Source organism: Sphingomonas changnyeongensis, assembly GCF_009913435.1.
In the GTDB taxonomy this organism is placed as follows: Bacteria; Pseudomonadota; Alphaproteobacteria; order Sphingomonadales; family Sphingomonadaceae; genus Sphingomonas_B; species Sphingomonas_B changnyeongensis.
Genome location: NZ_CP047895.1, coordinates 1,662,842 through 1,683,218, shown reverse-complemented (window position 1 = coordinate 1,683,218; position 20,377 = coordinate 1,662,842). Strand labels below are relative to the sequence as shown.

Here is a 20,377-nt window from a genome sequence, read left to right as displayed (position 1 = left end):
CCTGCGGATGCCTCAATCGTCGCCCTGCGGGCGGGGCAACAGCAGCGCGAGCAGGATGGCGCGGCATTCGGCGTCGATCGTGCCGTCGATCAGTTCGGGGCGGAACCGGCGCTGGAACGCGACGACCGCCGCCAGCGCGTCCGTCACGTCATAGCCGAAGCGTTCGAGCGCGAGCAGAAAGCCGCCATCGCTCCAGCCCGGATCCATCAGGTTGCGCGTCGGCCGCGGCAGCGCGAGCCGCAGCCGCGCCAGCCGCCCCCAGGGGAACAGCTCGCCCGGATCCTGCTTGCGCGCCGGCGCGATGTCCGAATGCCCGACGATATTGCCGCGGGTGATGCCGTGCCGGTCCTTCACATCGGCGACGAGCGGGATCAGCGCCTCGATCTGCGCATCGGGGAAGGGACGATAGCCGAACTCATGCCCCGGATTGACGATCTCGATCCCGATCGAGGCGGAGTTGATGTCGGTCACGCCGCGCCAGTGCGACAGGCCGGCATGCCAGGCGCGCTTGTCTTCGCCGACCATCCGCACCACCTGCCCGTCCTCGGTCACCAGATAATGGCACGACACCTTGGCCTCCGGGTCGGCCAGCCGGGCGATGGCGGAGGCGGCATCCGCCATGCCCGTATAGTGCAGGACGATCATGCTCACCGGCAGGCGGCGCTCATCCCAGTTGGGCGACGGCGTGTCGATGATCTCCCTCACCCTTCCTCCTTCAAGCCCGGCGTTTCGGCCTGTGTCAGCTTTTGCCGCTGCGAGCCTCGCCATCCTGAACGCGCGCCGACCGGAGCGTCACGATCGCCACCCCGGTCAGCGCCACCACCCCGCCCAAAATCATCATCGGCGTCAAGGGCGTGGCAAAGAACAGCGCCGCTGCCGCCACCGAAATCACCGGCGTCGCCAGGGTGAGCGGCATGACCACCGCAATCGGGTGGCGCTGGAGCAGCCACGCCATCGAGCCATGGCCCATGATCGTCGATCCGATGGCGGAAAAGGCAATCCAGCCGATGCTGGCCAGCGGCAGAGCGGGGATCGCGCGCATCGCCGCCGGCTCGAACACCCAGGCGACCGGGCCGAGCACCGCGGCCCCGATCAGGCCGATCCAGCCATACATGGTCAGCACATTGACGCCGGTCAGGCCGCGCTGGATCAGCGAGGCGAACGCCCAGATCAGGCTGGCGAGCGCGGTCAGCGCGATGCCCGGCACCTCATTTGCCGCGCGCGGATCGAACAGCAGGATGCCGACACCGGCGAGCGACAGCGCGACCCCGGCGATCCGGTAGCGGTGGATGCGTTCCTTGAGCACGATGACCGCCAGCAGCATCGAAAACGGCACGCCCAGCTGGCCGGCAATCGCGAGCGCGCCCACATTGGTCGCCACCGCCAGCGACATGTTGATGGCGATGAAGAACAGCCCCCGGTCAGGACGCCGAGGCCGAGCAGCGCCGGCATCCGCCCCGGCACGATGCGGATCCAGCTGCCGCACACCAGCAGCACGATCAGCTGGCGGATGAACGCGGCGGTCAGCGGCTCGACCGCATCGACGGCCATTTTGACCGCAACGATGTTCAGCCCCCAGAGCAGGTTCATCACCAGCACGACCATCAGATCGCGCGGCCCGAGGCGGGAAAGGGTGGCGGCCATGCCGGGCGCTGTAACGGGTGAGGCGGCGGGCGCAAGCGCGTCGCGCACCAATGGCCGGATTGCGACGGGATTGCCGCCCGACCGGCGGTCAGGCCGCCTGACGCCGGATCAGCGCTGCCGGGCGGTAAAGCCCGCGCAATTCGGGATCGGATCCGAACCGGTCGGTCTGGCCGATCACCGTCTCGCCCGCGCCCAGCATCAGATAGCCGTCGGGCGCGAGCGCATCGGCCAGCCGGTCAAAGGCGCGCCGCCGCCGCTCGGCGTTGAAATAGAGCATGACATTGCGGCACAGGATCAGGTCGAACCGCCCCGGCGCCGGATCGTCGAGCAGATGGTGGCGCTTGAACCGCACCCGGCCGGCAAGCGCACGGCCCACCCGCCACGTCTCGCCATCCTGATCGAACCAGCGCAGCATCGAGGTGATCGGCAGGCCGCGCTGGATCTCGAACTGGCTGTAGCTGCCGGTGCGCGCCCGTTCGACCGCCGCCGCCGACACGTCGCTGGCCTGGATATCGACGGTCCAGCCCTGCCAGCGCGCGGGATCGTTGGCGAAGATCATCGCCAGCGAATAGGCCTCCTGGCCCGTCGAGCAGCCGGCCGACCAGATCGCGATCCGCCGGTCGGCGCCGCGCGCCTCGCGCAGCTGGTCGAGCACGCCGGTTTCGATCAGCTTGAAGGCTGCGGTGTCGCGGAAGAAATAGGTTTCGTGGTTCAAAAGCGCCGACAGCACGGCATCGACCAGCGCCGGTTCGGCCCCGGCGCGGAGCCGGGCGACCAGATCGCCGAGCGAGGCGATGCCCTGGGCGCGGATCATCGCCTTGAGCACGGTTTCGATCCGCCACAGCCGGTTCGGCCCGATCTGCTGGCCGGTGCGCTGCTCGAGCAGGCTGGCCAGATAGGCCAAAGACGGCTTGTCGGCGATCATGCCGCGGCCCGGTGGCGGCGGGCGATCAGCTCGGCAATCTGGCGCGGCGGCAGGACGGCGCTTGCCAGCCCCGCCGACACCACCGCGCCCGGCATGCCCCAGACCACCGAGGTGTCGCGGGTCTGCGCGACGACGCTGGCGCCGCTGTCGGCCAGCCGCGCCGCACCCAGCGCGCCGTCGCGGCCCATGCCGCTCAGCACCACGCCCAGCGCGCGCGGCCCGTAAATCTCGGCGACCGACATGAACATCGGATCGACCGAGGGCATGCAGCCACTCGCCACGCGTTCATCAGTGATGCGGATGCGGACCGCGCCGCCCACCGTCTCCACCCCCAGATGGCCGATGCCCGGCGCGACATAGCAGCGGCCGGAGAGGATGCGCGCGCCCGGCCGCGCCACCTCTGCCGGGCGGCGGGCCATTTCGGCGATCTGGGCGGCAAAGAAGCTCATGAACGCCGGCGGCAGATGCTGGGTGATCAGGATTGGCGCGGCAAAGCCCGTCGGCAGCGCGCCGAGCAGCTCGGACAGGGCATGCAGCCCGCCCGTCGATGCGCCGACCGCCAGACAGTCGATCGGCCCTTCGGCCAGCGGGCGCAATCTGGCGGCAACGGCTTCCGCCCCCGCGCCGTCACCCCCTGCGTCCGCCGCCGGGCGGACGCAGGGCGCATGGGCGGCGCGGCCCAGCCGCAGCAGCTTTTCGGCCAGCACATCGGCAAAGCGGCCGCCAAAGGCGCTCGCCCCCGGCTTGGCGAGCGTGTCGGCCGCCCCCAGCGTCAGCGCCCGGATCGTCGCCACCGCGCCCTGCTCTGCCGATGACGAGACGATCAGCACGCGCGCCCCGGCGCTGGCGGCGAGGATCGCGGGCAGCGCGGTCAGCCCGTCCTGCCCCGGCATTTCGATGTCGAGCAGGATGATGTCGACCCGCGCACCGGCCAGGAAATCGAGCGCGGCAGCCGCGCTCGCCACGGTGGCGGCAATCTCGAACTCCGGGCGGCTGCCGACCATGCGCGCGAACACCGCGCGCGCGACCGCCGAATCATCGACGATCAGCAGGCGGATGGGCGGCAATGAAACGGGACCGGCCCCGGCCCGGTGCGGCGGTGCCTCGGTCAGCGGAGACGGGGACACGGCGCGCGGGTCAGGCGAGGCCGACGATCTGCAGCTTGGACGCCAGCGTGTCGCGGTCGAACGGCTTCATCACATATTCGTCCGCACCCGCCTCGATCGCCGCCTTGATATGGCCGATGCCGCTTTCGGTCGTGCAGAACACCACTTTGGGCCGCCGGGGCAGATCGACCTCGCCCAGCGCCTTCAAAAACTCCATCCCGGTCATCACCGGCATGTTCCAGTCGAGCAGGACGACATCGGGCGTCGCCGCCTGGCACTGGTCGAGCGCGTCGCGCCCGTCGCCGGCCTCGGACACCTGAAAGTCGAGCGTTTCGAGAATGTGCCGCGCAACCTTGCGGATCACCTTGGAATCATCAACGACAAGGCAGGTCTTCATGACGGCAACTCGACTGGTTCTGTCCCAGTGCACACCCTAGGCGGCTGAAGGTAAGGACATGGTTAAGGCCGGGCTCTGGTCGAGGGCGGGTGGGGCTGTTTGCGGTGCGGTTGGTTGTTGCGCGCCTTGCGGCGCGGGGGCGGCACCAGCCCGCTCCCCCACCCGGCCACCCAACGGCAGTATCATATGGGTGGCCGGGTGGGGGAGCGGGCTGGTGCCGTTCTTCCCAAACAAACAACTCCCGGTGCCGCCCACGCGCCACAAGGCGCGCAACAAACAACACGCCCCTGCGCCGCAAGGCGCAGCACAAACGAGCCGCGCAACCAGCGCCCCGTCAGGCGGCGAGCGCCTCGTCGGGGCCGGCGACCAGCGCTTGCGGATCGACGAGCAGCAGCGCCTCGCCGCCGAAATCGAGCATGCCGAGCGCGACGCGCGCCCAGCCGGCGTCCAGCCGGGCGCGGATCGGGGCCGGCGCGTCTTCGATCACGCGCGCATCCTCGATCGTGCCGACGCGCAGCCCGTAATGATGGCCATCGACATTGACGACGACGATCCGCGACCGCCGCGCCGGCGTCGGCGGCAGGCCGAGCGCGCGTTCGCAGCAGATGATGGTCAGCACGCGCGAGCGCAGCGGGGCCAGCCCGGCAATGTGCGGCGGGGCAAGCGGCACCGGCGCGATATGGTCGATATCGACCACCGATTCGACCAGCGCGGCGCGGATGGCGACCGGCTGGTCGGCGATGGTCGCGATCAGATAGAGATTGTCCATCAGCCCCGCTCCGCCGCGATGCGTTCGATGGCCGCGAGCAGCGCGACCCGGTCGTAACGATAGATGCGGTCGCCGCCCGCGCGCTGCCGGTCGGGCGTCAGCCGGACGACCGGGGCGCCCCCCGCCCCTCCTGCCGTTCGCCGTCATGGCCTCCCGCCTCGTCGGCACCGTCTTCAAGCGCGATGATGACCGCCGCCTCCTCGGCCGGGGTCTCCCCCCGGAAGGCGACGCGGTAGCCCGCCGCCTCGACCAGCGGGCGCAGGATTTCGCGCGTCCACAGATCCTCGCGGTCGGGCAACAGACAGACCGGACGGCGCAGCGGCGGCACATCGGCCTCGGCAGCGGCGAACAGCCAGAAGGGATCGAGCAGCTCGATCTGGTCACCCCCGCCAGCACGACGCCAGCCACCGGCCCCGGCGCGCCGGCGGCATGGCAGTCGGGCGGCAGGCGGACAATGTCGATCACATCGTCGATCGCATAGGCAAGGTCGCGCGCGCCGTCATGCAGGCGCAGCAGCTTGACCGCATCGCCCGCCGGCGCGGCGTCCAGCCCGGCGAGCGGCAGCAGCCGGTCGCCGATCGCGACGCGCATCCGGCCGGCGGTGAAGCGGATCTGGTCGACGGGCACATCCTCGACCCGTTCGACGACCGCCAGGCGGATCGCCCGCACCCGCCCGTCCAGGTCGCGGAACAACAGGCTCGACACATGATTGTCCGCCTCTTCGGCCTCGGCGACCGGCAGGGCGGCGGCGGCATCTTCGGCCGCCACCCCGGCGCGCGCGGCGATGCCCGCCATGTCGAGCAGCAGCATCGGCACGCCGCTGTCGGGCAGCGACTTGCCGGCATAGACGCCGGTTGCCGCAATCGGCGGCGAGGCCGGCTTGATCACCAGTTCCTCATGGTCGTGCACGGCCTCGACGCACAGCGCATAGACGCAGCCGGCACCCGCGCGGATGACGACGAGGGTGCGCCCATCGGCCGCGTCCACCCGGCCCATGCCCAGCACCTGTTCGAGATGGACGAGCGGCATCGCCCGCCCGCGGATGGTGACGATGCCGGCATTGCCGAGCGAATCGATGCGGATCATCCCGCTCGACGCGCGGACGATCTCGTCGATGGCGACGCGCGGGATGGCGAAGCTCTGGCCGCCCGCCGACACGGTGAGCGTGGCGATGATCGTCAGGGTCAGCGGCACGCGGATCACCGCGCGCAGCCCGGCGCGCGGCCGGTTGTCGAGCTCGATCGACCCGCCGATCCGTTCGATGTTCGATTTGACCACGTCCATGCCGACGCCCCGGCCCGACAGGGCGGTGACCTGCTCGGCCGTCGACAGGCCGGGGGAAAAGACCAGCGCCAGCCGCTCGGGCGCGCTCATCTGCTCGGCCGCCTCGGGCGTCACGATGCCGGCGGCCACCGCCTTGGCGACGATCCGCGCCTCGTCGATCCCGTTGCCGTCATCGGCCACTTCGATCACGATCTGATTGCCCGACTGGCGGGCGCTGATCGACAGCCGCCCGACCGGCGGCTTGCCGCGCCGGCGGCGTTCGGTCGGCGGCTCAAGGCCATGATCGATGGCGTTTCTGACCATATGCGTCAGCGGATCGCGGATCAGCTCGATCATCTCGCGGTCAAGCTCGACATCGCCGCCGTCGATTTCGAGGTCGACGGGCTTGCCCAGCTCGGCGGCGGTGTCGCGCACCAGCCGGGGCAAGGCCGAAAACAGTTTTTCGATCCGCTGCATCCGCGTGCGCGTCACCGCGTCGCGCATGTCGGCGATGCAGGCCGACAGACGCTCGAACGCGCCGCCCAGCTCGCCTTCCGCGTCCAGATCGCGCAGCCGCCGCGACAGTTCATTGCGCGCCAGCACCATGTCGGACACGCCGCTCATGATCCGGTCGAGCAGGTCGAGCGGCACGCGGATGCTGCGCATCGCCGCCCGCGAGGCCTGGTTCATGCTGACCGCCTGGGCCGCCGGCTGCGCGCCGCGCCCGGCGTCGGCAAGGGCGGCGACCAGCTGGTCATCCTCGTCTTCCGACAGGCTGGTTCCGGCCTCGAGCGCGTCGACATGCTCGCCGATGCGGTCGATGACGGCGAGCACGGCGGTGACCAGCGCGGCATCGCCGCCGCGCGTGCCCGCGCGCAGCGCCGACAGCACATCCTCGGCGGCATGGCTCAGCCGTTCGAGCCGGGGCAGTTCCAGAAAGCCGCAGCTGCCCTTCACCGTGTGAACAAAGCGGAACACCGCATCCAGGCGCGCGCGATCCTGCGGATCGGCCTCCCAGGCGATGATCTCGCCCGACAGCGCCTCCAGCGTCTCGCGTGTTTCCGCGATGAACTCGCTCAGCAGATCGTCCATCAGCCCCATCCGGTCCGGTCGGGGCCTTGTGACAGGGCGATGGTTAAGGCCGGGTTAGGACCGGCACCCGCAGCCGTCAGGCCGCGGGCGCGTGGTGAAGCGTCGCCCCGAACATGACGAACGGCTCTTCGGGCGCGGAGACGAGCACCTGCCCGCCGGTGCCGGCAACCAGCTGATGGACCAGCCAGGCGGCGGCGGCGCGCGGGGTGAGCGCGGCCTCGTCGGTCCGCCCCTGCAGCGCGTCGCGCAGCTCGCTGTCGAGCACGAGGCGCGGCCCTTCGGCGCGGACGACGATTTCGGTCGTGTCGCCGCCCACTTCCGCGCCGACATCGAGCCGGCCGCCGCGCACCAGCGCGTCACCGGCGATCAGCGCGAGGTTGAGCAGCACCTTGATCGCCGTCTTGCTCAGCGCCTCGGCCTCGACCATCCAGCCCAGCTCGACCCGCCCGCCGGGGCCGAACAGCCCCTCGATCGCCGCCCGCGCCTCACGCGCGGCGACGCTTTCGCCGAACCCGCCGGCGGCGCCAAAGGCGAGGCGGAAGAATTTGAGCTTGTTGGCCGAAGCGCGCGCGCTTTCATTGAGCAGATCAAGGCAGCGCGCCCGCATGTCGGGATCATGCTCATCGGCCAGCAGCTCCAGCCCGTTGTTGAGCGCCCCGACCGGGCTGAGCAGGTCATGGCAGAGGCGCGAGCACAACAGGCTGGCGAAATCGACGGCGCTGGCAGTCATGAGGCGTCCCGGTTGCAAAGATCGGCGTCCTTCTGGCGAAGCGGCGGGCGTGATGCAAGCCGCGCTGCGCCCGGCCAGGGTCAATCGAACGGGATGAGCACAACCGGCGCGAATCCGCCCGGCAGCGCGCGCCACGCGCCCGGCACGCCCGCCTCCCCGCCCGCCCCGCCACCGGCATCGTCGCCGGGGAGGATCAGCCAGATCTGCCCGTCGCCCGCCGCCATGGCGGCATCGCGCGCCGACGGTCGGGCGGGGCCGCTGGGGTGGGAATGATAGCAGCCGATGACCGCCGGGCCGCCATTTCGCGCGGCGCGGTGGGCGGCGATCAGCGCGGCGGGATCGATTTCGAACATGATCGCCGGATCGGCCGCGACATTGGCGCAGGGCTGCGCCGTGTCGATGCGCAGGCCGCCGTCCACGCCCGTCACGCCCAGCAACAGGCCGCACGCCTCGCGCCCCGGCGTCGCCGCCGCATGGGCGCGGGCCGCCGCCAGCGCCGCCCTTGAAATCATCACCGTCATGACCAACTTCGCCTATCCGATGGACGCGGGGGTTTCCATAATCGCGGCGACGATCAGCGCCGAAGCCGATGGCTGGCGGCTCGACCGGGCGCTGGCCGCGGCGGTGCCGATCCTGTCGCGCGAGCGCATCAAGACGCTGATCGCATCGGGCCGGGTGACCGGCGACGATGGCCGGGCGTGGCGCGATCCGGCGGTGCGCGCGGTGGCGGGCGCCCGGTTCGCGCTGGGCGTGCCCGATCCCGAACCGGCGCATAATGTCGCCCAGGATCTCAATCTCGTGATCGCGTTCGAGGATGAGCATCTGATCGTGATCGACAAGCCGGCGGGCATGGTCGTCCATCCCGCCGCCGGCAATCCCGACGGCACTTTGGTCAATGCGCTGCTGCATCACTGCGCGGGCCAGCTGTCGGGCATTGGCGGGGTGGCGCGGCCGGGCATCGTTCACCGGATCGACAAGGACACATCGGGCCTGATCGTCGCGGCCAAGACCGACCGCGCACATGAAGGGCTGGCGCGCCAGTTTGCCGATCACAGCATCGACCGGCGCTATCTGGCGATTGTCGCGGGCCTGCCCAGCCCGGCCTCGGGCACGGTCGATGCGCCGCTCGCGCGGTCGGACAGCGACCGGAAAAAGGTGGCGATCGTCACGGCTGGGCGCGGCAAGCGCGCGGTCACCCATTACCGGATGGTCACGCCGCTGCGCGACTCGGCGCTGGTCGAATGCCGGCTGGAAACCGGGCGCACCCATCAGGTGCGCGTGCACATGGCCTCGCTCGGCCATGGGCTGCTCGGCGATCCGGTCTATGGCCGGGTGCGACCGGGGCACCGCGCGGTGCTGAAGGCGTTGGACTTCAAACGGCAGGCGCTGCACGCCGCGCGGCTCGGCTTTGTCCATCCGATCACGCGGGCAGAGATGGCTTTTGACAGCGAAATGCCCGATGACATGCAGCTGTTGTTCAGTCAGCTGCGTATATAAATGTATCAAGTCTTGATGCCCGCCCGAACAGGGCGCGGCGACGGCAGGGAGAATGAACAATGGCCAGTGGCAAGAACGTACCCGCGACCATCCCGGCGCTGGGCGGCGAGGCCGGCCTCAACCGCTACCTGGCCGAGATCCGCAAATATCCGATCCTGACGCCCGAGCAGGAATATATGCTCGCCAAACGCTATCAGGAGCATCAGGACCCGGAAGCGGCGGCGCAGCTGGTGACCTCGCATCTGCGGCTCGTGGCCAAGATCGCGATGGGCTATCGCGGCTATGGCCTGCCGGTGTCCGAGCTGATTTCCGAAGGCAATATCGGCCTGATGCAGGGCGTGAAGAAGTTCGAGCCGGACCGGGGCTTCCGCCTGGCGACCTATGCAATGTGGTGGATCCGCGCCTCGATCCAGGAGTTCATCCTGCGGTCCTGGTCGCTGGTGAAGATGGGCACCACCGCCGCCCAGAAAAAGCTGTTTTTCAACCTGAGGCGGATGAAGAACCGCATCGACGCGTTCGAGGACGGCGATCTCCGGCCCGAGGACGTGACCAAGATCGCGACCGATCTCGGCGTGTCCGAAGACGATGTGATCAGCATGAACCGCCGCATGGCGATGGGCGGCGACAGCTCGCTCAACGTGTCGATGCGCGAGGATGGCGAGGGCCAGTGGCAGGATATTCTCGCCGACAATGATCCGCTGCAGGACGAACGGCTGGCCGATGCCGAGGAGCGCGACGTGCGCCACCAGCTGCTCGTCGAGGCGATGGACGATCTGAACGACCGCGAGCGCCACATCCTGACCGAGCGGCGGCTGGCCGAAGAGCCGAAGACGCTTGAGGAGCTGAGCCAGGTTTACGGCGTCAGCCGCGAGCGGGTGCGCCAGATCGAGGTGCGCGCCTTTGAAAAGCTGCAGCGCGCGATGCTGCGGCTGGCCGGCGACCGGCGGCTGCTGCCCGCCTGACATCCGGCGGCTGCTGCCGTCCGGCACGGTTCCACGATCCTCCCCGGCCCGGGCCGGGGAGGATCTGTTTTTTAAGCGGTCCAGCTTGCTGTTTTGCCGCGTTTTCCGGGCCGCCGGGTGATTCCACCCGGCCTGAAAACGCTCTAAAGACCGGCGATGGCCAAGCGCGCACGTCGTTCCTCGCCCTTTGACCGCCCCCGCCGGTTCCGGCCCGGCCGGCTGCTCATCCGTGCCGGCATCGGCTTTGTGCTGGGGTCGGTGATCTGGGTGGCGCTTTACCGCTTCGTGCCCCGCCCTTCACCTTCACCATGGCCGGGGACATTCTGGCCGGGCGCAGCGTGACCAAGGACTGGACGCCGCTGTCGCGCATCGACGCCGACATGCCGCGCGCGGCGATCGCGGCCGAGGATGCGCGCTTTTGCAGCCATCACGGCTTCGACGTCGATGCAATCGCGGCGGCCGCGATCAGCAACGCCCAGGGCGGCCGCATCCGCGGCGGATCGACGATCAGCCAGCAGGCGGCGAAGAACGCCTTTCTGTGGCAGGGCGGCGGCTATGTCCGCAAGGCGCTGGAGGCCTGGTTCACGCTGCTGATCGAGGCGATCTGGGGCAAAAGGCGGATCATGGAAGTCTATCTGAACATCGCCGAAACCGGCATCGGCACCTATGGCGTCGAGGCCGGGGCCAAACGCTATTTCCGGCACGGCGCGGACCGGCTGACGACCGTGGAGGCGGCGCGGATCGCCGCCGTTCTGCCGCTGCCCAAGAAACGCGCCGCCACCGCCCCGACGGGCGCGACGCGGCGCTATGGCAATGCGATCCTCAGGCGCATGGGCGCGGTCAAGCGCGACCGGCTGGACGGCTGTCTGCGCTGAAACGGGGTGGTGTGGTTGTGCCGCGCCTCACGGCGGGGTTTTTTGTTGCGCGCCTCGCGGCGCGGGGGCGGCACCGGGGTCGTTTGTTTGGGAAGAACGGCACCGGCCCGCTCCCCCACCCGGCCTCATGGGCGGCAGGTTACGCTATGGGAGGCCGGGTGGGGGAGCGGGCCGGTGCCGCCCACGCGCCGTAAGGCGCGCAGCAAACAACACGCCCCTGCGCCTCACGGCGCAGCACAAACAACGCTTCAGAACGGCAGCTTGAAGCCCGGCGGCAGCGGCAGGCCGCTGGTCATCTTGCTCATTTCAGCACTCGATGCCTGATCGGCCTTGGCGCGCGCATCGTTGAACGCGGCGGCGACCAGATCCTCCAGCATCTGCTTTTCCGACGGGGCGAGCAGCGACGGATCGATATCGACCGCGATGATGCGCCCCTTGGCGGTGGCGCGGACCTTGACCAGACCGCCGCCGGCCGCACCCTCGACCTCGATATGGTCGAGATTGGCCTGCGCCTTGGTCAGTTCGTCCTGAACATTCTTCGCCATGTTCAGGATATCGTCGAGACTTTTCATCATCAGCTCCCTTGCGCGCGGCCGCGCGCCTGCATTGCCGGGCTGTAGTCGATCAGCTCGGCGTCTGGAAAGGCGGCAAAGGCGGCGCTCACCACCGGCATGTCGAGAATCGCCTGCCGCGCCGCCGCCTCCGCCGCCCGCTCCTGCTCAAGCAGCGACGGCGCAGCCGCGCCATCGACCAGCTCGACCGTCCAGTTCATCCCCGTGCGCTGGCGCAGCACGGCCACCAGATCGCGCAGAAACTCGCCCGGCAGCGGCCTGAGCGGGCGCAGCCGCACCAGCGGCGGCGCATAGTGGATCAGCCCGACATCGTCATGCAGGTGCAGCGCCAGCCGGGGCCGGTCGGCATAGACCAGATCGTGAAAGGCGCGGAAATCGGCCGGCGCGTCGGGCGACGGCGCCGGTTCGGCGGCACCGGATGCGGGGGCGAGCGGCGCGACCGGCGCATCCGACGCCTGGGGCGCACCGGCATGACCGCCGCCCCCGGACGGACCGGCAGGCCCGCCCGGCGCGGGCAGATCGCCGCGCGCGAGGCGGCGGACAAGCTCTGCCGGGTCGGGCAGTTCGGCGGCATGGATGACGCGCAGCAGCGCCATTTCCGCCGCCTCGATCGGCATCGGCGCGCGCACCACCTCGTCATGGCCCTTGAGCAGCAGCTGCCACAGCCGGTGCGTCTGGACGAAGGACAGCCGCGCCGCCCATCCCGCCAGCGCCTCGCGCTCCTCGGCCGACTGGGCGGGATCGGCCCCCGCGCCCATCCGCTCCAGCGTGACGCCGTGCACGGTCTCGAGCAGCCCGCGCAGCACGGTCGCCGGATCGACGCCATGATCATATTGGGCGCGCAGGCCGGCAAGCGCAGCGGCGGCATCGCCGGCCAGCACCGCCCCGAACAGCCGCCGGATCGCTCCCCGGTCGGACAGGCCGAGCATGTCGCGCACCTGCGCGGCGGTTACCTGCCCCTCGCCCTCCAGATCGGCATGGGCGATCGCCTGATCGAGGATCGACAGGCCGTCGCGCGCCGACCCTTCGGCGGCGCGCGCGACCAGCGCCAGCGCCTCCGGCTCGGCGGCCACGCCCTCGGCCGCGCACACATGGGCGAAATGCCCGGCGAGCAGCTCGGCGGGGATGCGCCGCAGATCGAAACGCTGGCACCGCGACAGGATCGTCACCGGCACCTTGTGGACCTCGGTGGTCGCGAAAATGAACTTCACATGCGGCGGCGGTTCCTCAAGCGTCTTCAGGAGCGCGTTGAACGACGCGTTCGACAGCATGTGAACTTCGTCGATGATGTAGACCTTGAAGCGCGCCGACACCGGGGCATAGGGGATGGTGTCGAGCAGGTCGCGCATCTGTTCGACCTTGGTGTTCGACGCCGCATCCTGTTCGAGCACGTCGATGAACCGCCCCTCGGCAATCGCGCGGCACGGATCGCACTGGCCGCACGGATCGATGGTCGGTCCGCCCTGCCCGTCAGGGCCGATGCAGTTGAGCGCCTTGGCGATCAGCCGCGCGGTCGATGTCTTGCCGACCCCGCGCACCCCGGTCATCAGAAACGCATGCGCCAGCCGCCCGCGCCGGATCGCATTGCCCAGCGTCGTCACCATCGCGTCCTGGCCGATCAGCTCTGAAAAGCGCTGCGGCCGGTATTTGCGCGCGAGGACGCGGTAAGCTTGGGAAGACTCGGACATTGCCCGGTTTCTAGTGCGGTTTCAGGCCAAGGGGAAACACTTCGCCGGCCATCGGGGGCGCGTGGGAAGAAACCGACGAAAGGTGAAGGTGGGAGCCGGAACGACCCGGCACGAAAATCGTTACGGCTGCTTCCTTCCGGACCTGACCGGGTTGGCGACGGCACCGTCCGCCCGACTCCCGCGCCGCATATGGGCGATGATGCGGGCGGTTGCAAGCATGGGCGCGCCCGCCCCCGCCCGGCCCCTTCCCGCGCCCTCTCCAGAAGCCCGGTCAGCGGCCCTGCATGTTGCGCGCCTCGGCCGGGATGCGCACGGTCAGCCCGTCCAGCTCCTCGGTCAGCACGATCTGGCAGGCAAGCCGGCTGGTGCGGGTCGCCCCGGCGGCGAGGTCGAGCATGTCTTCCTCGGCCTCGGCGGCGGGGGCAGCCGGTCGAAATCCGCCGCTGCCACGATCACATGGCAGGTCGAACAGGCCATCTGCCCCTCGCACGTGCCCTCAAGCGGCTGGCCATCGGCCTGGGCGACGGTCAGCAGCCTTTCGCCCGGCTGCGCCTCGATCTCGCGCACGGTGCCGCCATCGGCGCGTTCGAACCGGATCCTGATCATGCCGCCTTCAGCCCCTGCTTGTCCGCCGCGTCCAAGATCATGTCGAGCGCGCGGTTCAGTTCTTCAACCCGTGTATAGCGGCCAAAGCCCAGCCGGATGCTCGCCCGCGCCTCGGCATCGGCAAGGCCGATCGCGCGCAGCACATGGCTCGGCCGGCCCGATCCGCTCGCACAGGCGCTGCCCGCCGAAAAGGCGACACCGCGCACATCGGCGATCAGCCGCGCCGCATCCAGCCCGGCGCACCGGACATTGAGGTTGCCGGGCCAGCGCTGCTCAATGCCGCCATTGATCTGCCAGCCGGTCAGCCGGGCACGCGCGCGCGCGGCCAGCGCCTCGGCATGGGCGCGGTCCTCGACCATCCGCCCCGCCGCCAGTTCGGCCGCCGCACCAAAGCCCGCGCACAGCGCCGGGGCCTGGGTGCCCGAACGCAGCCCGCCCTCCTGCCCGCCGCCATGGAGCAAAGGTTCGAGCGCCACGCCGTCGCGCACCCACAGCGCGCCGATCCCCTTGGGACCATGGATCTTGTGCGCCGATACAGCGACCAGATCGGCATCGGGAATGGCGACCCGCCCCAGCCCCTGCACGGCATCGCACAGGAACAGCGCGCCCGCCGCCCGCGCCACTTCGGCGATGCGGGCGACGGGCTGGATCGCCCCGATCTCGTTGTTGACCAGCATGGCCGCGACCAGCAGCGTATCGTCATCGACCGCCGCCGCCAGCCGGTCGGGATCGACCAGCCCGTCGGCGCCCACCGGCACGAGCACCGGCTGAAACCCGCGCTGGCCAAGCCAGCCCAGCGTGTCGAGCACACAGGCATGCTCGCTCGCCAGCGCGACGATGCGGCGGCGGCGCGGGCTGGCCCAGGCCGCGCCCTTGATCGCCAGATTGACCGCCTCGGTCGCGCCCGATGTGAACACCAGCCGCCCGCCGGCCAGGCCGATGGCCGCCACCAGCTGTTCGCGCGCAAACGCCACCGCCGCTGCCGCCTCGCGCCCCGGCCGGTGCGGCGAATGCGGATTGGCGAAACGCGCCTCAAGCCAAGGGCCCATCGCCGCCAGCGCCTCGGGCGCGAGCGGGGTCGTCGCCTGATAATCGAGATAGATGGGCGTCATGCCGCCCTCGCCCGCGCATCGCGGGCGATGCGCGTCCACACCTCGATGAAGCGGTAAATGTCGGCGCGGCTGGTTTCCGGCCCGAAACTGACGCGCACCACCTCGCGCGCGGCCTCATCGTCCCAGCCCATGGCGGCGAGCACATGGCTGGTCTTGAGCGTGCCCGACGAACAGGCGCTGCCCGCCGACACCGCAATTCCCGCCAGATCGAACTGGATCAGCTGCGCCGATGCGGCGACGCCGGGCATGCGGTAGCTGGCGATGGTCGCCAGCCGGGGCGCGCGCCGGGCGATGCTCTCGCCCCCCGCCGCCTCGATCGCGCCGTCAAGATGCGCGCGCAGATCGCCCGCCCGCTCCACCCAGCCGCGCTGGCTTTCGAGCGCGGCGGCCATGGCAAGCGCACCAGGCAGATTCTCCGTGCCCGGGCGATAGCCTTTTTCCTGGCCGCCGGTGGCGGAGATCAGCCCCAGATCGCGCACCAGCAGCGCGCCGATGCCCGGCGGACCGCCGAATTTATGCGCCGAGACCGTGATCAGATCGGCCTCGGGCAGCGGCAGCTTGCCCGCCGACTGGGCGCAATCGACAAACAGCATGCCGCCCGCCGCGCGCACCACCGGGGCCAGGTCCCCAGCGGCTGGATCACCCCGGTTTCGTTATTGACCTGCTGGATCGCGACCAGCGGCCGCCGCGCGCCAAGCGCGCCCAGCCGTCCTTCAAGCGCATGGGCGGCGACCAGCCCGTCAGGCCCCACCGGCAGCAAATAGGCATCGCCCGACAGGCGGTGGACCGCATCATGCTCGACCGCCGACACCAGCCGCGCATCGGCAGCCGCGCGGCCCAGCGCGATGGCGATCGCCTCGCTCGCGCCCGAGGTGAAGATCAGCTCGCCCTGCCAGCCGAGCGCGGCCAGGATCCGCCGCCGCGCATCCTCAAGCGCCGCACGCGCCGCGCGGCCTTCCTGATGCGGCGAGGACGGATTGGCCCAGCGCGCAAAACCGGCCTTCATCGCCTCGCGCGCCTCGAGCGACACCGGCGTCGTCGCCGCATGATCGAGGTAGAGCCGCTGCATCACCTGTCCGTCCGCCCTCTTCGTCACCCCATGACCGGGAGCACCCATGTCCCGCCCCGGATCATGTCGCCCGCCGGGCGATCAGCCGCGCCTATTTGCGCGCAGGCCCGCCAATCCTATATAGCCTCACGCTCAAGCGCCACCCGCGCGCCTGTCCCGATGGCCCATTTTTCGATCAAGGTGCTATGCCCGAAGTGATTTTTCCCGGCCCCGAGGGTCGTCTCGAAGGTCGTTTCTCGCCCCCGCCCCGCCCGCGCGCGCCGGTGGCGATGATCCTTCATCCGCACCCCCAGGCCGGCGGCACGATGAACAACCGCATCGTCCAGTCGCTTTACCAGACATTCGCCCGGCGCGGATTCGCCGTGCTGCGGTTCAACTTCCGCGGCGTCGGCAAGAGCCAGGGGACGTTCGACAATGGCGTCGGCGAGCTGTCGGATGCGGCCTCGGCGCTCGACTGGGTGCAGAGCTTCCACCCCGAAGCGCAGCAGACCTGGGTTGCCGGCGTCAGCTTCGGCGCGTGGATCGGCATGCAGCTGCTGATGCGCCGGCCAGAGGTGCGCGGCTTCATCTCGGTCGCGCCGCCCGCCAACATGTATGATTTCAGCTTCCTCGCGCCCTGCCCGGCTTCGGGCATCATCATCCAGGGCGATTCCGATGAAGTGGTCACCCCCTCTGCCGTGCAGAAGCTGGTCGACAAGCTGCGCACGCAGAAGCACATCACCATCCACCACGACACCGTGCCGGGTGCGAACCATTTCTTCGAACATGAAATGCCGCAGCTGATGGGCAGCGTCGACCGCTATCTCGACTTCCGGCTCGACCCCGGCTGTCCGATCCGCTGAGCGGAACACAGGCGATGACCGGTGCCGTGATCTGGGGCGGGCCCCAGCTTGGGCCGAGGCCGGAACGGGGGGAAAATGCCATGGCCGACCGCGAGAAGCTGCTGCTCGACCTGTTCGTCGAAATCGCCCGGGTCGAGCATCTGGTGCGCAATTATCTGGGCCCGATCGAACCGCTGGGGCTGAGCGCCGAGCAGTTCGGCCTGCTCAATTATTTCATCCGCAACAACCGCCAGACCGAGCGGCGCTCGATCCTGGCCTGGGTGTTCCAGATCGACGAAGCCGAGACGGCGACGCATCTGGACGTGCTCGCCGCGCGCGGGCTGGTCGCGCGCCGCCCGGAGGGCGAGGACGAGATCGTGGCGCTGACCCCGGCGGGGCAGGCCGCGCATGAGGCGGCGGTCAAGATGGTCGCCCCCGATGTGCTGCCGCTGATGTCGGAGTTTGCCGATGACGATCTTGGCCAGGCGCTGACCACCCTGCAGGAAATCCGCCGGGTGTTCGACAACCTGCCCGACCGGCCGGCCGCAGGCTGATCGCCGGCTGGCCGTTCAGACGGTCAGGATGGCGACATTGCCGGCGAGCACCAGCGCGGCGACGATCATCAGCCAGCCGCGCCTGCGATCCTGCCCCAGACCGCGCCGGAGCGTCGCGATCCCGCCCAGCAGCAGCCCGGCGGATGCGATCATGAGGACGGACAGGACAAGGGCGGCAGTGGCGTTCATCGCGCGCCCCTAGAGCATTTCCGGGCCGGGCTGTGAAGCGTCCGCGTCTGCCGCGTCGAGCCGCGCCATGCGCGCGAACAGGCCCGGATCGACATTGCCGCCCGACAGCATCACCAGCGTCCCCGGCTCTGGCGCCACCCGCCCGCTGAGCATCGCCGCCAGCGCGACCGCGCCCCCCGGCTCCAGCACCAGCCGCAAGCGTTCAAACGCCCAGCGCATCGCCGCGCCGGTTTCGGCTTCGCTGACCGCGACTCCGCGTGCGCCGCGCGCGCTCAGGATGCCGAAGGTCAGCGGCGCGACCCGAAAGGTCTGCAGCGCGTCGCAGGCGGTGGCGGGCGGGTTCGGCCCGACGCCGACAATCTCCCCGGCGGCGAGCGAACGCGCCATGTCGTCCCACCCCTCCGGCTCCACGGTCACGATCTCGGCATCGGGCAGGGCGAGCGCCAGCCCGGCGGCCAGCCCGCCGCCGCCGCAGCAGGTGACGACCCGGCGGATCGCCCCGCCGCCCAGCGCCGCGACCTGCGCCGCCGCCTCCAGCCCGACGCTGCCCTGCCCTTCGACCACGAACGGATCATCAAAGCTTGGCACCAGCACGGCCCCGCGCGCCTCGGCCAGTTCGGCGGCGATCTGTTCGCGCGACTGGGTCAGCCGGTCGTAAAGGATCACCTCTCCCCCCAGCGCCGCGGTGTTGGCGCGCTTGGCGGCGGGCGCATCGGCGGGCATCACGATCGCCGCCGGCATCCCCAGCCGCGCCGCCGCCCAGGCGACGCCCTGGGCATGGTTGCCGGATGAAAAGGCGACGACGCCGCGCGCGCGCTGCGACTCCGGAATCGCGGTCAGCCGGTGCCACGCCCCGCGCAGCTTGAACGCGCCCATGGGCTGGAGCGATTCGGCCTTCAGCCAGCACGCAGCGTCCCCGATCCGCGCGCTGAGCAGCGGCGTGGGCGGCACGATTTTACTTATCTTTTCCAGTGCCTTGACGACACCTTCGCGATCCGGCTGGCGCAACGCCCACCCCTTTGTCTTGCAATTGAAACAGATCAGGATTCGGCTCTTTACAGGGGGGACCCCCGCCCATATATCGCGCCTCCGCTGCCCCATGGGACTTCCACCGCAAGGCAGCTTTTGTCGCCACGTACGCCGTAAGGCAATTGGAGGTCCCTTGAGTTGCACAAGCATCATCGCGCGCTGGGGCTAGCAAGCGTCCCCAACAATGCCGTGACCGGCATTGACGTCGCCCGTTCCTGCCCGGCAGAGCCGGTCACGCTCGTCCGCCCCCATGCGGCACGGCGCGCGGCCCGCTTCTTCGTCGAGAAGTTTCCCGGCCGGACCCTTTACGCGGTCAAGGCGAATCCGTCGCCTGACCTGATCCGCATCCTGTGGGACGCGGGCGTCACCCATTATGACGTCGCCTCGATCGCCGAGGTGCGGATGGTGCGCGCCACGCTGCCCGAAGCGGTGCTGTGCTTCATGCATCCGGTGAAGGCGGAAGAAGCGATTGCCGAGGCCTATTTCGGCCATGGTGTGCGCACCTTCTCGCTCGATTCGATGGAGGAGCTGGACAAGATCGTCCGCGCCACCCGCGCGCCCGACGGCACCCCGGCGGCTGATCTGACGCTGTGCGTGCGGCTGCGCGTCTCGTCGGATTATTCCAAGCTCAGCCTCGCGTCGAAGTTCGGCGTGTCGCCGGTCGAGGCGAAGGAGCTGCTGATCGCCGCCCGGCAGGTCGCCGATGCGCTCGGCATCTGCTTCCATGTCGGCAGCCAGGCGATGACGCCCGACGCCTATGCCCAGGCGATGGAGCGGGTGCGCCAGGCGATCGTCGAGGCCGCGGTGACGGTTGACGTGATCGATGTCGGGGGAGGCTTCCCGTCCTCCTATCCCGGCATGGAGCCGCCGCCGCTCGAACTGTATTTCGAGACCATCCACCGCGCGTTCGAAAAGCTGCCGGTCAGCTATTCGTCCGAACTGTGGGCGGAACCGGGCCGGGCGCTGTGCGCGGAATATTCATCGCTGATCGTGCGCGTCGAAAAGCGCCGTGGTGACGAGCTGTACATCAATGACGGCGCTTATGGGGCGCTGTTCGATGCCGCCCATGTCGGCTGGCGCTTTCCGGTCACGCTGCTGCGCGACACCGAAAGCCGCACCAAGCCGATGGCGTTCAGCTTTTACGGTCCGACCTGCGACGATATGGACCGGATGGCCGGGCCGTTCATGCTGCCCGCCGATATCGCCGCCGGCGACTATATCGAGGTCGGGATGCTCGGTGCCTATGGCTGCGCGATGCGCACCGGCTTCAACGGCTTCGGCACTGCGCGCACGGTGACCGTGGCGGATGAGCCGATGACGACCCTTTATGCCGGCCGCACGGCGGAACCGGCGAGCAACGTCGTCAAGCTGTAACGCCCGCCGGGCATTTTTCGGGTTTGGCGTCCGGCCCCTGGCGGGGTCGGACGCCCGTTCGGGTTTCCGCGTCCCCTTCCCCAACGACTGCGGCCGATGACCA

At 69.9% G+C, this 20,377-nt stretch carries 17 protein-coding genes, 1 other RNA gene and 5 pseudogenes; 6 read left to right on the top strand and 17 right to left on the bottom strand.

Annotated features, from left to right (window positions below):
* Window positions 1-12: 12 nt before the first annotated feature.
* The 9 genes and pseudogenes from GVO57_RS08320 to GVO57_RS08280 form a co-directional block, all read right to left on the bottom strand.
* Complete coding sequence (locus tag GVO57_RS08320; RefSeq protein WP_233281557.1) at window positions 13-645, bottom strand: N-acetylmuramoyl-L-alanine amidase; 633 nt, start codon at window positions 643-645, stop codon at window positions 13-15.
* A gap of 94 nt (window positions 646-739) precedes the next feature.
* Window positions 740-1,393 carry a DMT family transporter gene (locus GVO57_RS08315; protein WP_233281301.1) on the bottom strand — a complete coding sequence of 218 codons (654 nt, stop codon included), beginning with the start codon at window positions 1,391-1,393 and terminating at the stop codon, window positions 740-742.
* Window positions 1,394-1,732: 339 nt separating this feature from the next.
* Window positions 1,733-2,569: a CheR family methyltransferase gene (locus tag GVO57_RS08310; protein ID WP_201752608.1), complete on the bottom strand. Its 837-nt coding sequence runs from the start codon at window positions 2,567-2,569 to the stop codon at window positions 1,733-1,735.
* A complete protein-coding gene (gene cheB / locus GVO57_RS08305; RefSeq protein WP_233281300.1) occupies window positions 2,566-3,696 on the bottom strand; it encodes a chemotaxis-specific protein-glutamate methyltransferase CheB in 1,131 nt (376 codons plus the stop codon). Before cheB ends, GVO57_RS08310 begins: the two co-directional genes overlap by 4 nt.
* 10 nt (window positions 3,697-3,706) lie before the next feature.
* On the bottom strand, window positions 3,707-4,072 hold the full coding sequence (locus GVO57_RS08300; protein WP_160592752.1) for a response regulator: 366 nt from the start codon (window positions 4,070-4,072) through the stop codon (window positions 3,707-3,709).
* Between the two features lie 334 nt (window positions 4,073-4,406).
* Window positions 4,407-4,769, bottom strand: a pseudogene (locus GVO57_RS15610) (chemotaxis protein CheW); the annotation flags it as partial.
* 71 nt (window positions 4,770-4,840) lie between these two features.
* Window positions 4,841-7,196 (bottom strand): annotated as a pseudogene (locus GVO57_RS08290) (chemotaxis protein CheA).
* Between the two features lie 76 nt (window positions 7,197-7,272).
* Window positions 7,273-7,926, bottom strand: a complete 654-nt coding sequence (locus tag GVO57_RS08285; protein ID WP_160592750.1) for a histidine phosphotransferase family protein — start codon at window positions 7,924-7,926, stop codon at window positions 7,273-7,275.
* Between the two features lie 80 nt (window positions 7,927-8,006).
* Window positions 8,007-8,447, bottom strand: a complete 441-nt coding sequence (locus GVO57_RS08280; RefSeq protein ID WP_160592749.1) for a M67 family metallopeptidase — start codon at window positions 8,445-8,447, stop codon at window positions 8,007-8,009.
* 19 nt (window positions 8,448-8,466) lie between these two features.
* Between GVO57_RS08280 and GVO57_RS08275 the strand changes: the two genes are divergently transcribed.
* The 3 genes and pseudogenes from GVO57_RS08275 to mtgA all read left to right on the top strand — a co-directional run bounded on the left by GVO57_RS08275 (window position 8,467) and on the right by mtgA (window position 11,260).
* Window positions 8,467-9,423 carry an RluA family pseudouridine synthase gene (locus GVO57_RS08275; protein WP_160593907.1) on the top strand — a complete coding sequence of 319 codons (957 nt, stop codon included), beginning with the start codon at window positions 8,467-8,469 and terminating at the stop codon, window positions 9,421-9,423.
* Window positions 9,424-9,482: 59 nt separating this feature from the next.
* The gene (gene rpoH, locus GVO57_RS08270; protein ID WP_160592748.1) at window positions 9,483-10,385 is read left to right on the top strand and encodes an RNA polymerase sigma factor RpoH; all 903 of its coding nucleotides are present in this window, start codon (window positions 9,483-9,485) and stop codon (window positions 10,383-10,385) included.
* Between the two features lie 156 nt (window positions 10,386-10,541).
* A pseudogene (mtgA, locus tag GVO57_RS08265) lies at window positions 10,542-11,260 on the top strand (monofunctional biosynthetic peptidoglycan transglycosylase).
* A gap of 248 nt (window positions 11,261-11,508) precedes the next feature.
* Here the strand turns inward: mtgA and GVO57_RS08260 are convergent.
* From GVO57_RS08260 to GVO57_RS08235, 6 genes and pseudogenes are all read right to left on the bottom strand, one after another.
* Window positions 11,509-11,832 (bottom strand): YbaB/EbfC family nucleoid-associated protein, encoded by a 324-nt coding sequence (locus GVO57_RS08260; RefSeq protein ID WP_160593906.1) that lies wholly within the window; start codon window positions 11,830-11,832, stop codon window positions 11,509-11,511.
* Between the two features lie 2 nt (window positions 11,833-11,834).
* Window positions 11,835-13,520: a DNA polymerase III subunit gamma/tau gene (locus GVO57_RS08255; RefSeq protein WP_160592747.1), complete on the bottom strand. Its 1,686-nt coding sequence runs from the start codon at window positions 13,518-13,520 to the stop codon at window positions 11,835-11,837.
* 84 nt (window positions 13,521-13,604) lie between these two features.
* An RNA gene (gene ffs, locus GVO57_RS08250) (signal recognition particle sRNA small type) lies at window positions 13,605-13,703 on the bottom strand.
* An 88-nt stretch (window positions 13,704-13,791) separates the two neighbouring features.
* Window positions 13,792-14,126 (bottom strand): annotated as a pseudogene (locus tag GVO57_RS08245) (2Fe-2S iron-sulfur cluster-binding protein).
* Window positions 14,123-15,238, bottom strand: a complete 1,116-nt coding sequence (locus tag GVO57_RS08240) for a cysteine desulfurase family protein (protein WP_160592746.1) — start codon at window positions 15,236-15,238, stop codon at window positions 14,123-14,125. The pseudogene GVO57_RS08245 and the gene GVO57_RS08240 overlap by 4 nt, the downstream one beginning before the upstream one ends.
* Window positions 15,235-16,307, bottom strand: a pseudogene (locus tag GVO57_RS08235) (cysteine desulfurase family protein). Before GVO57_RS08235 ends, GVO57_RS08240 begins: the two are co-directional and overlap by 4 nt.
* Window positions 16,308-16,492: 185 nt before the next feature.
* Here GVO57_RS08235 and GVO57_RS08230 point away from each other — a divergent pair.
* Both GVO57_RS08230 and GVO57_RS08225 read left to right on the top strand, forming a co-directional pair.
* A complete protein-coding gene (locus tag GVO57_RS08230) occupies window positions 16,493-17,149 on the top strand; it encodes an alpha/beta hydrolase (RefSeq protein ID WP_160592745.1) in 657 nt (218 codons plus the stop codon).
* A gap of 80 nt (window positions 17,150-17,229) precedes the next feature.
* Entirely contained in the window at window positions 17,230-17,682 is a 453-nt protein-coding gene (locus tag GVO57_RS08225) for a MarR family winged helix-turn-helix transcriptional regulator (protein WP_160592744.1), read from the top strand.
* A 15-nt stretch (window positions 17,683-17,697) separates the two neighbouring features.
* On the opposite strand, the gene GVO57_RS14620 is transcribed toward GVO57_RS08225, so the two are convergent.
* Window positions 17,698-17,871, bottom strand: coding sequence for a hypothetical protein (locus GVO57_RS14620; protein ID WP_201752607.1), 174 nt, complete (start codon window positions 17,869-17,871; stop codon window positions 17,698-17,700).
* 9 nt (window positions 17,872-17,880) lie between these two features.
* Window positions 17,881-18,879 carry a threonine ammonia-lyase gene (locus tag GVO57_RS08220; RefSeq protein ID WP_407695682.1) on the bottom strand — a complete coding sequence of 333 codons (999 nt, stop codon included), beginning with the start codon at window positions 18,877-18,879 and terminating at the stop codon, window positions 17,881-17,883.
* Between the two features lie 159 nt (window positions 18,880-19,038).
* Between GVO57_RS08220 and GVO57_RS08215 the strand changes: the two genes are divergently transcribed.
* A complete protein-coding gene (locus GVO57_RS08215; protein WP_160592742.1) occupies window positions 19,039-20,274 on the top strand; it encodes a type III PLP-dependent enzyme in 1,236 nt (411 codons plus the stop codon).
* Window positions 20,275-20,377 lie beyond the last annotated feature (103 nt).

Coding starts and splice junctions, on each gene's coding strand:
- GVO57_RS08285 (WP_160592750.1), bottom strand. CDS start 7,926: ATGACTGCCAGCGCCGTCGATTTCGCCAGCCTGTTGTGCTCGCGCCTC.
- GVO57_RS08320 (WP_233281557.1), bottom strand. CDS start 645: ATGATCGTCCTGCACTATACGGGCATGGCGGATGCCGCCTCCGCCATC.
- GVO57_RS08280 (WP_160592749.1), bottom strand. CDS start 8,447: ATGACGGTGATGATTTCAAGGGCGGCGCTGGCGGCGGCCCGCGCCCAT.
- rpoH (WP_160592748.1), top strand. CDS start 9,483: ATGGCCAGTGGCAAGAACGTACCCGCGACCATCCCGGCGCTGGGCGGC.
- GVO57_RS08225 (WP_160592744.1), top strand. CDS start 17,230: ATGGCCGACCGCGAGAAGCTGCTGCTCGACCTGTTCGTCGAAATCGCC.
- GVO57_RS08255 (WP_160592747.1), bottom strand. CDS start 13,520: ATGTCCGAGTCTTCCCAAGCTTACCGCGTCCTCGCGCGCAAATACCGG.
- GVO57_RS08315 (WP_233281301.1), bottom strand. CDS start 1,393: ATGTCGCTGGCGGTGGCGACCAATGTGGGCGCGCTCGCGATTGCCGGC.
- GVO57_RS08310 (WP_201752608.1), bottom strand. CDS start 2,569: ATGATCGCCGACAAGCCGTCTTTGGCCTATCTGGCCAGCCTGCTCGAG.
- GVO57_RS08300 (WP_160592752.1), bottom strand. CDS start 4,072: ATGAAGACCTGCCTTGTCGTTGATGATTCCAAGGTGATCCGCAAGGTT.
- GVO57_RS08275 (WP_160593907.1), top strand. CDS start 8,467: ATGGACGCGGGGGTTTCCATAATCGCGGCGACGATCAGCGCCGAAGCC.
- GVO57_RS14620 (WP_201752607.1), bottom strand. CDS start 17,871: ATGAACGCCACTGCCGCCCTTGTCCTGTCCGTCCTCATGATCGCATCC.
- GVO57_RS08230 (WP_160592745.1), top strand. CDS start 16,493: ATGCCCGAAGTGATTTTTCCCGGCCCCGAGGGTCGTCTCGAAGGTCGT.
- GVO57_RS08240 (WP_160592746.1), bottom strand. CDS start 15,238: ATGACGCCCATCTATCTCGATTATCAGGCGACGACCCCGCTCGCGCCC.
- GVO57_RS08260 (WP_160593906.1), bottom strand. CDS start 11,832: ATGAAAAGTCTCGACGATATCCTGAACATGGCGAAGAATGTTCAGGAC.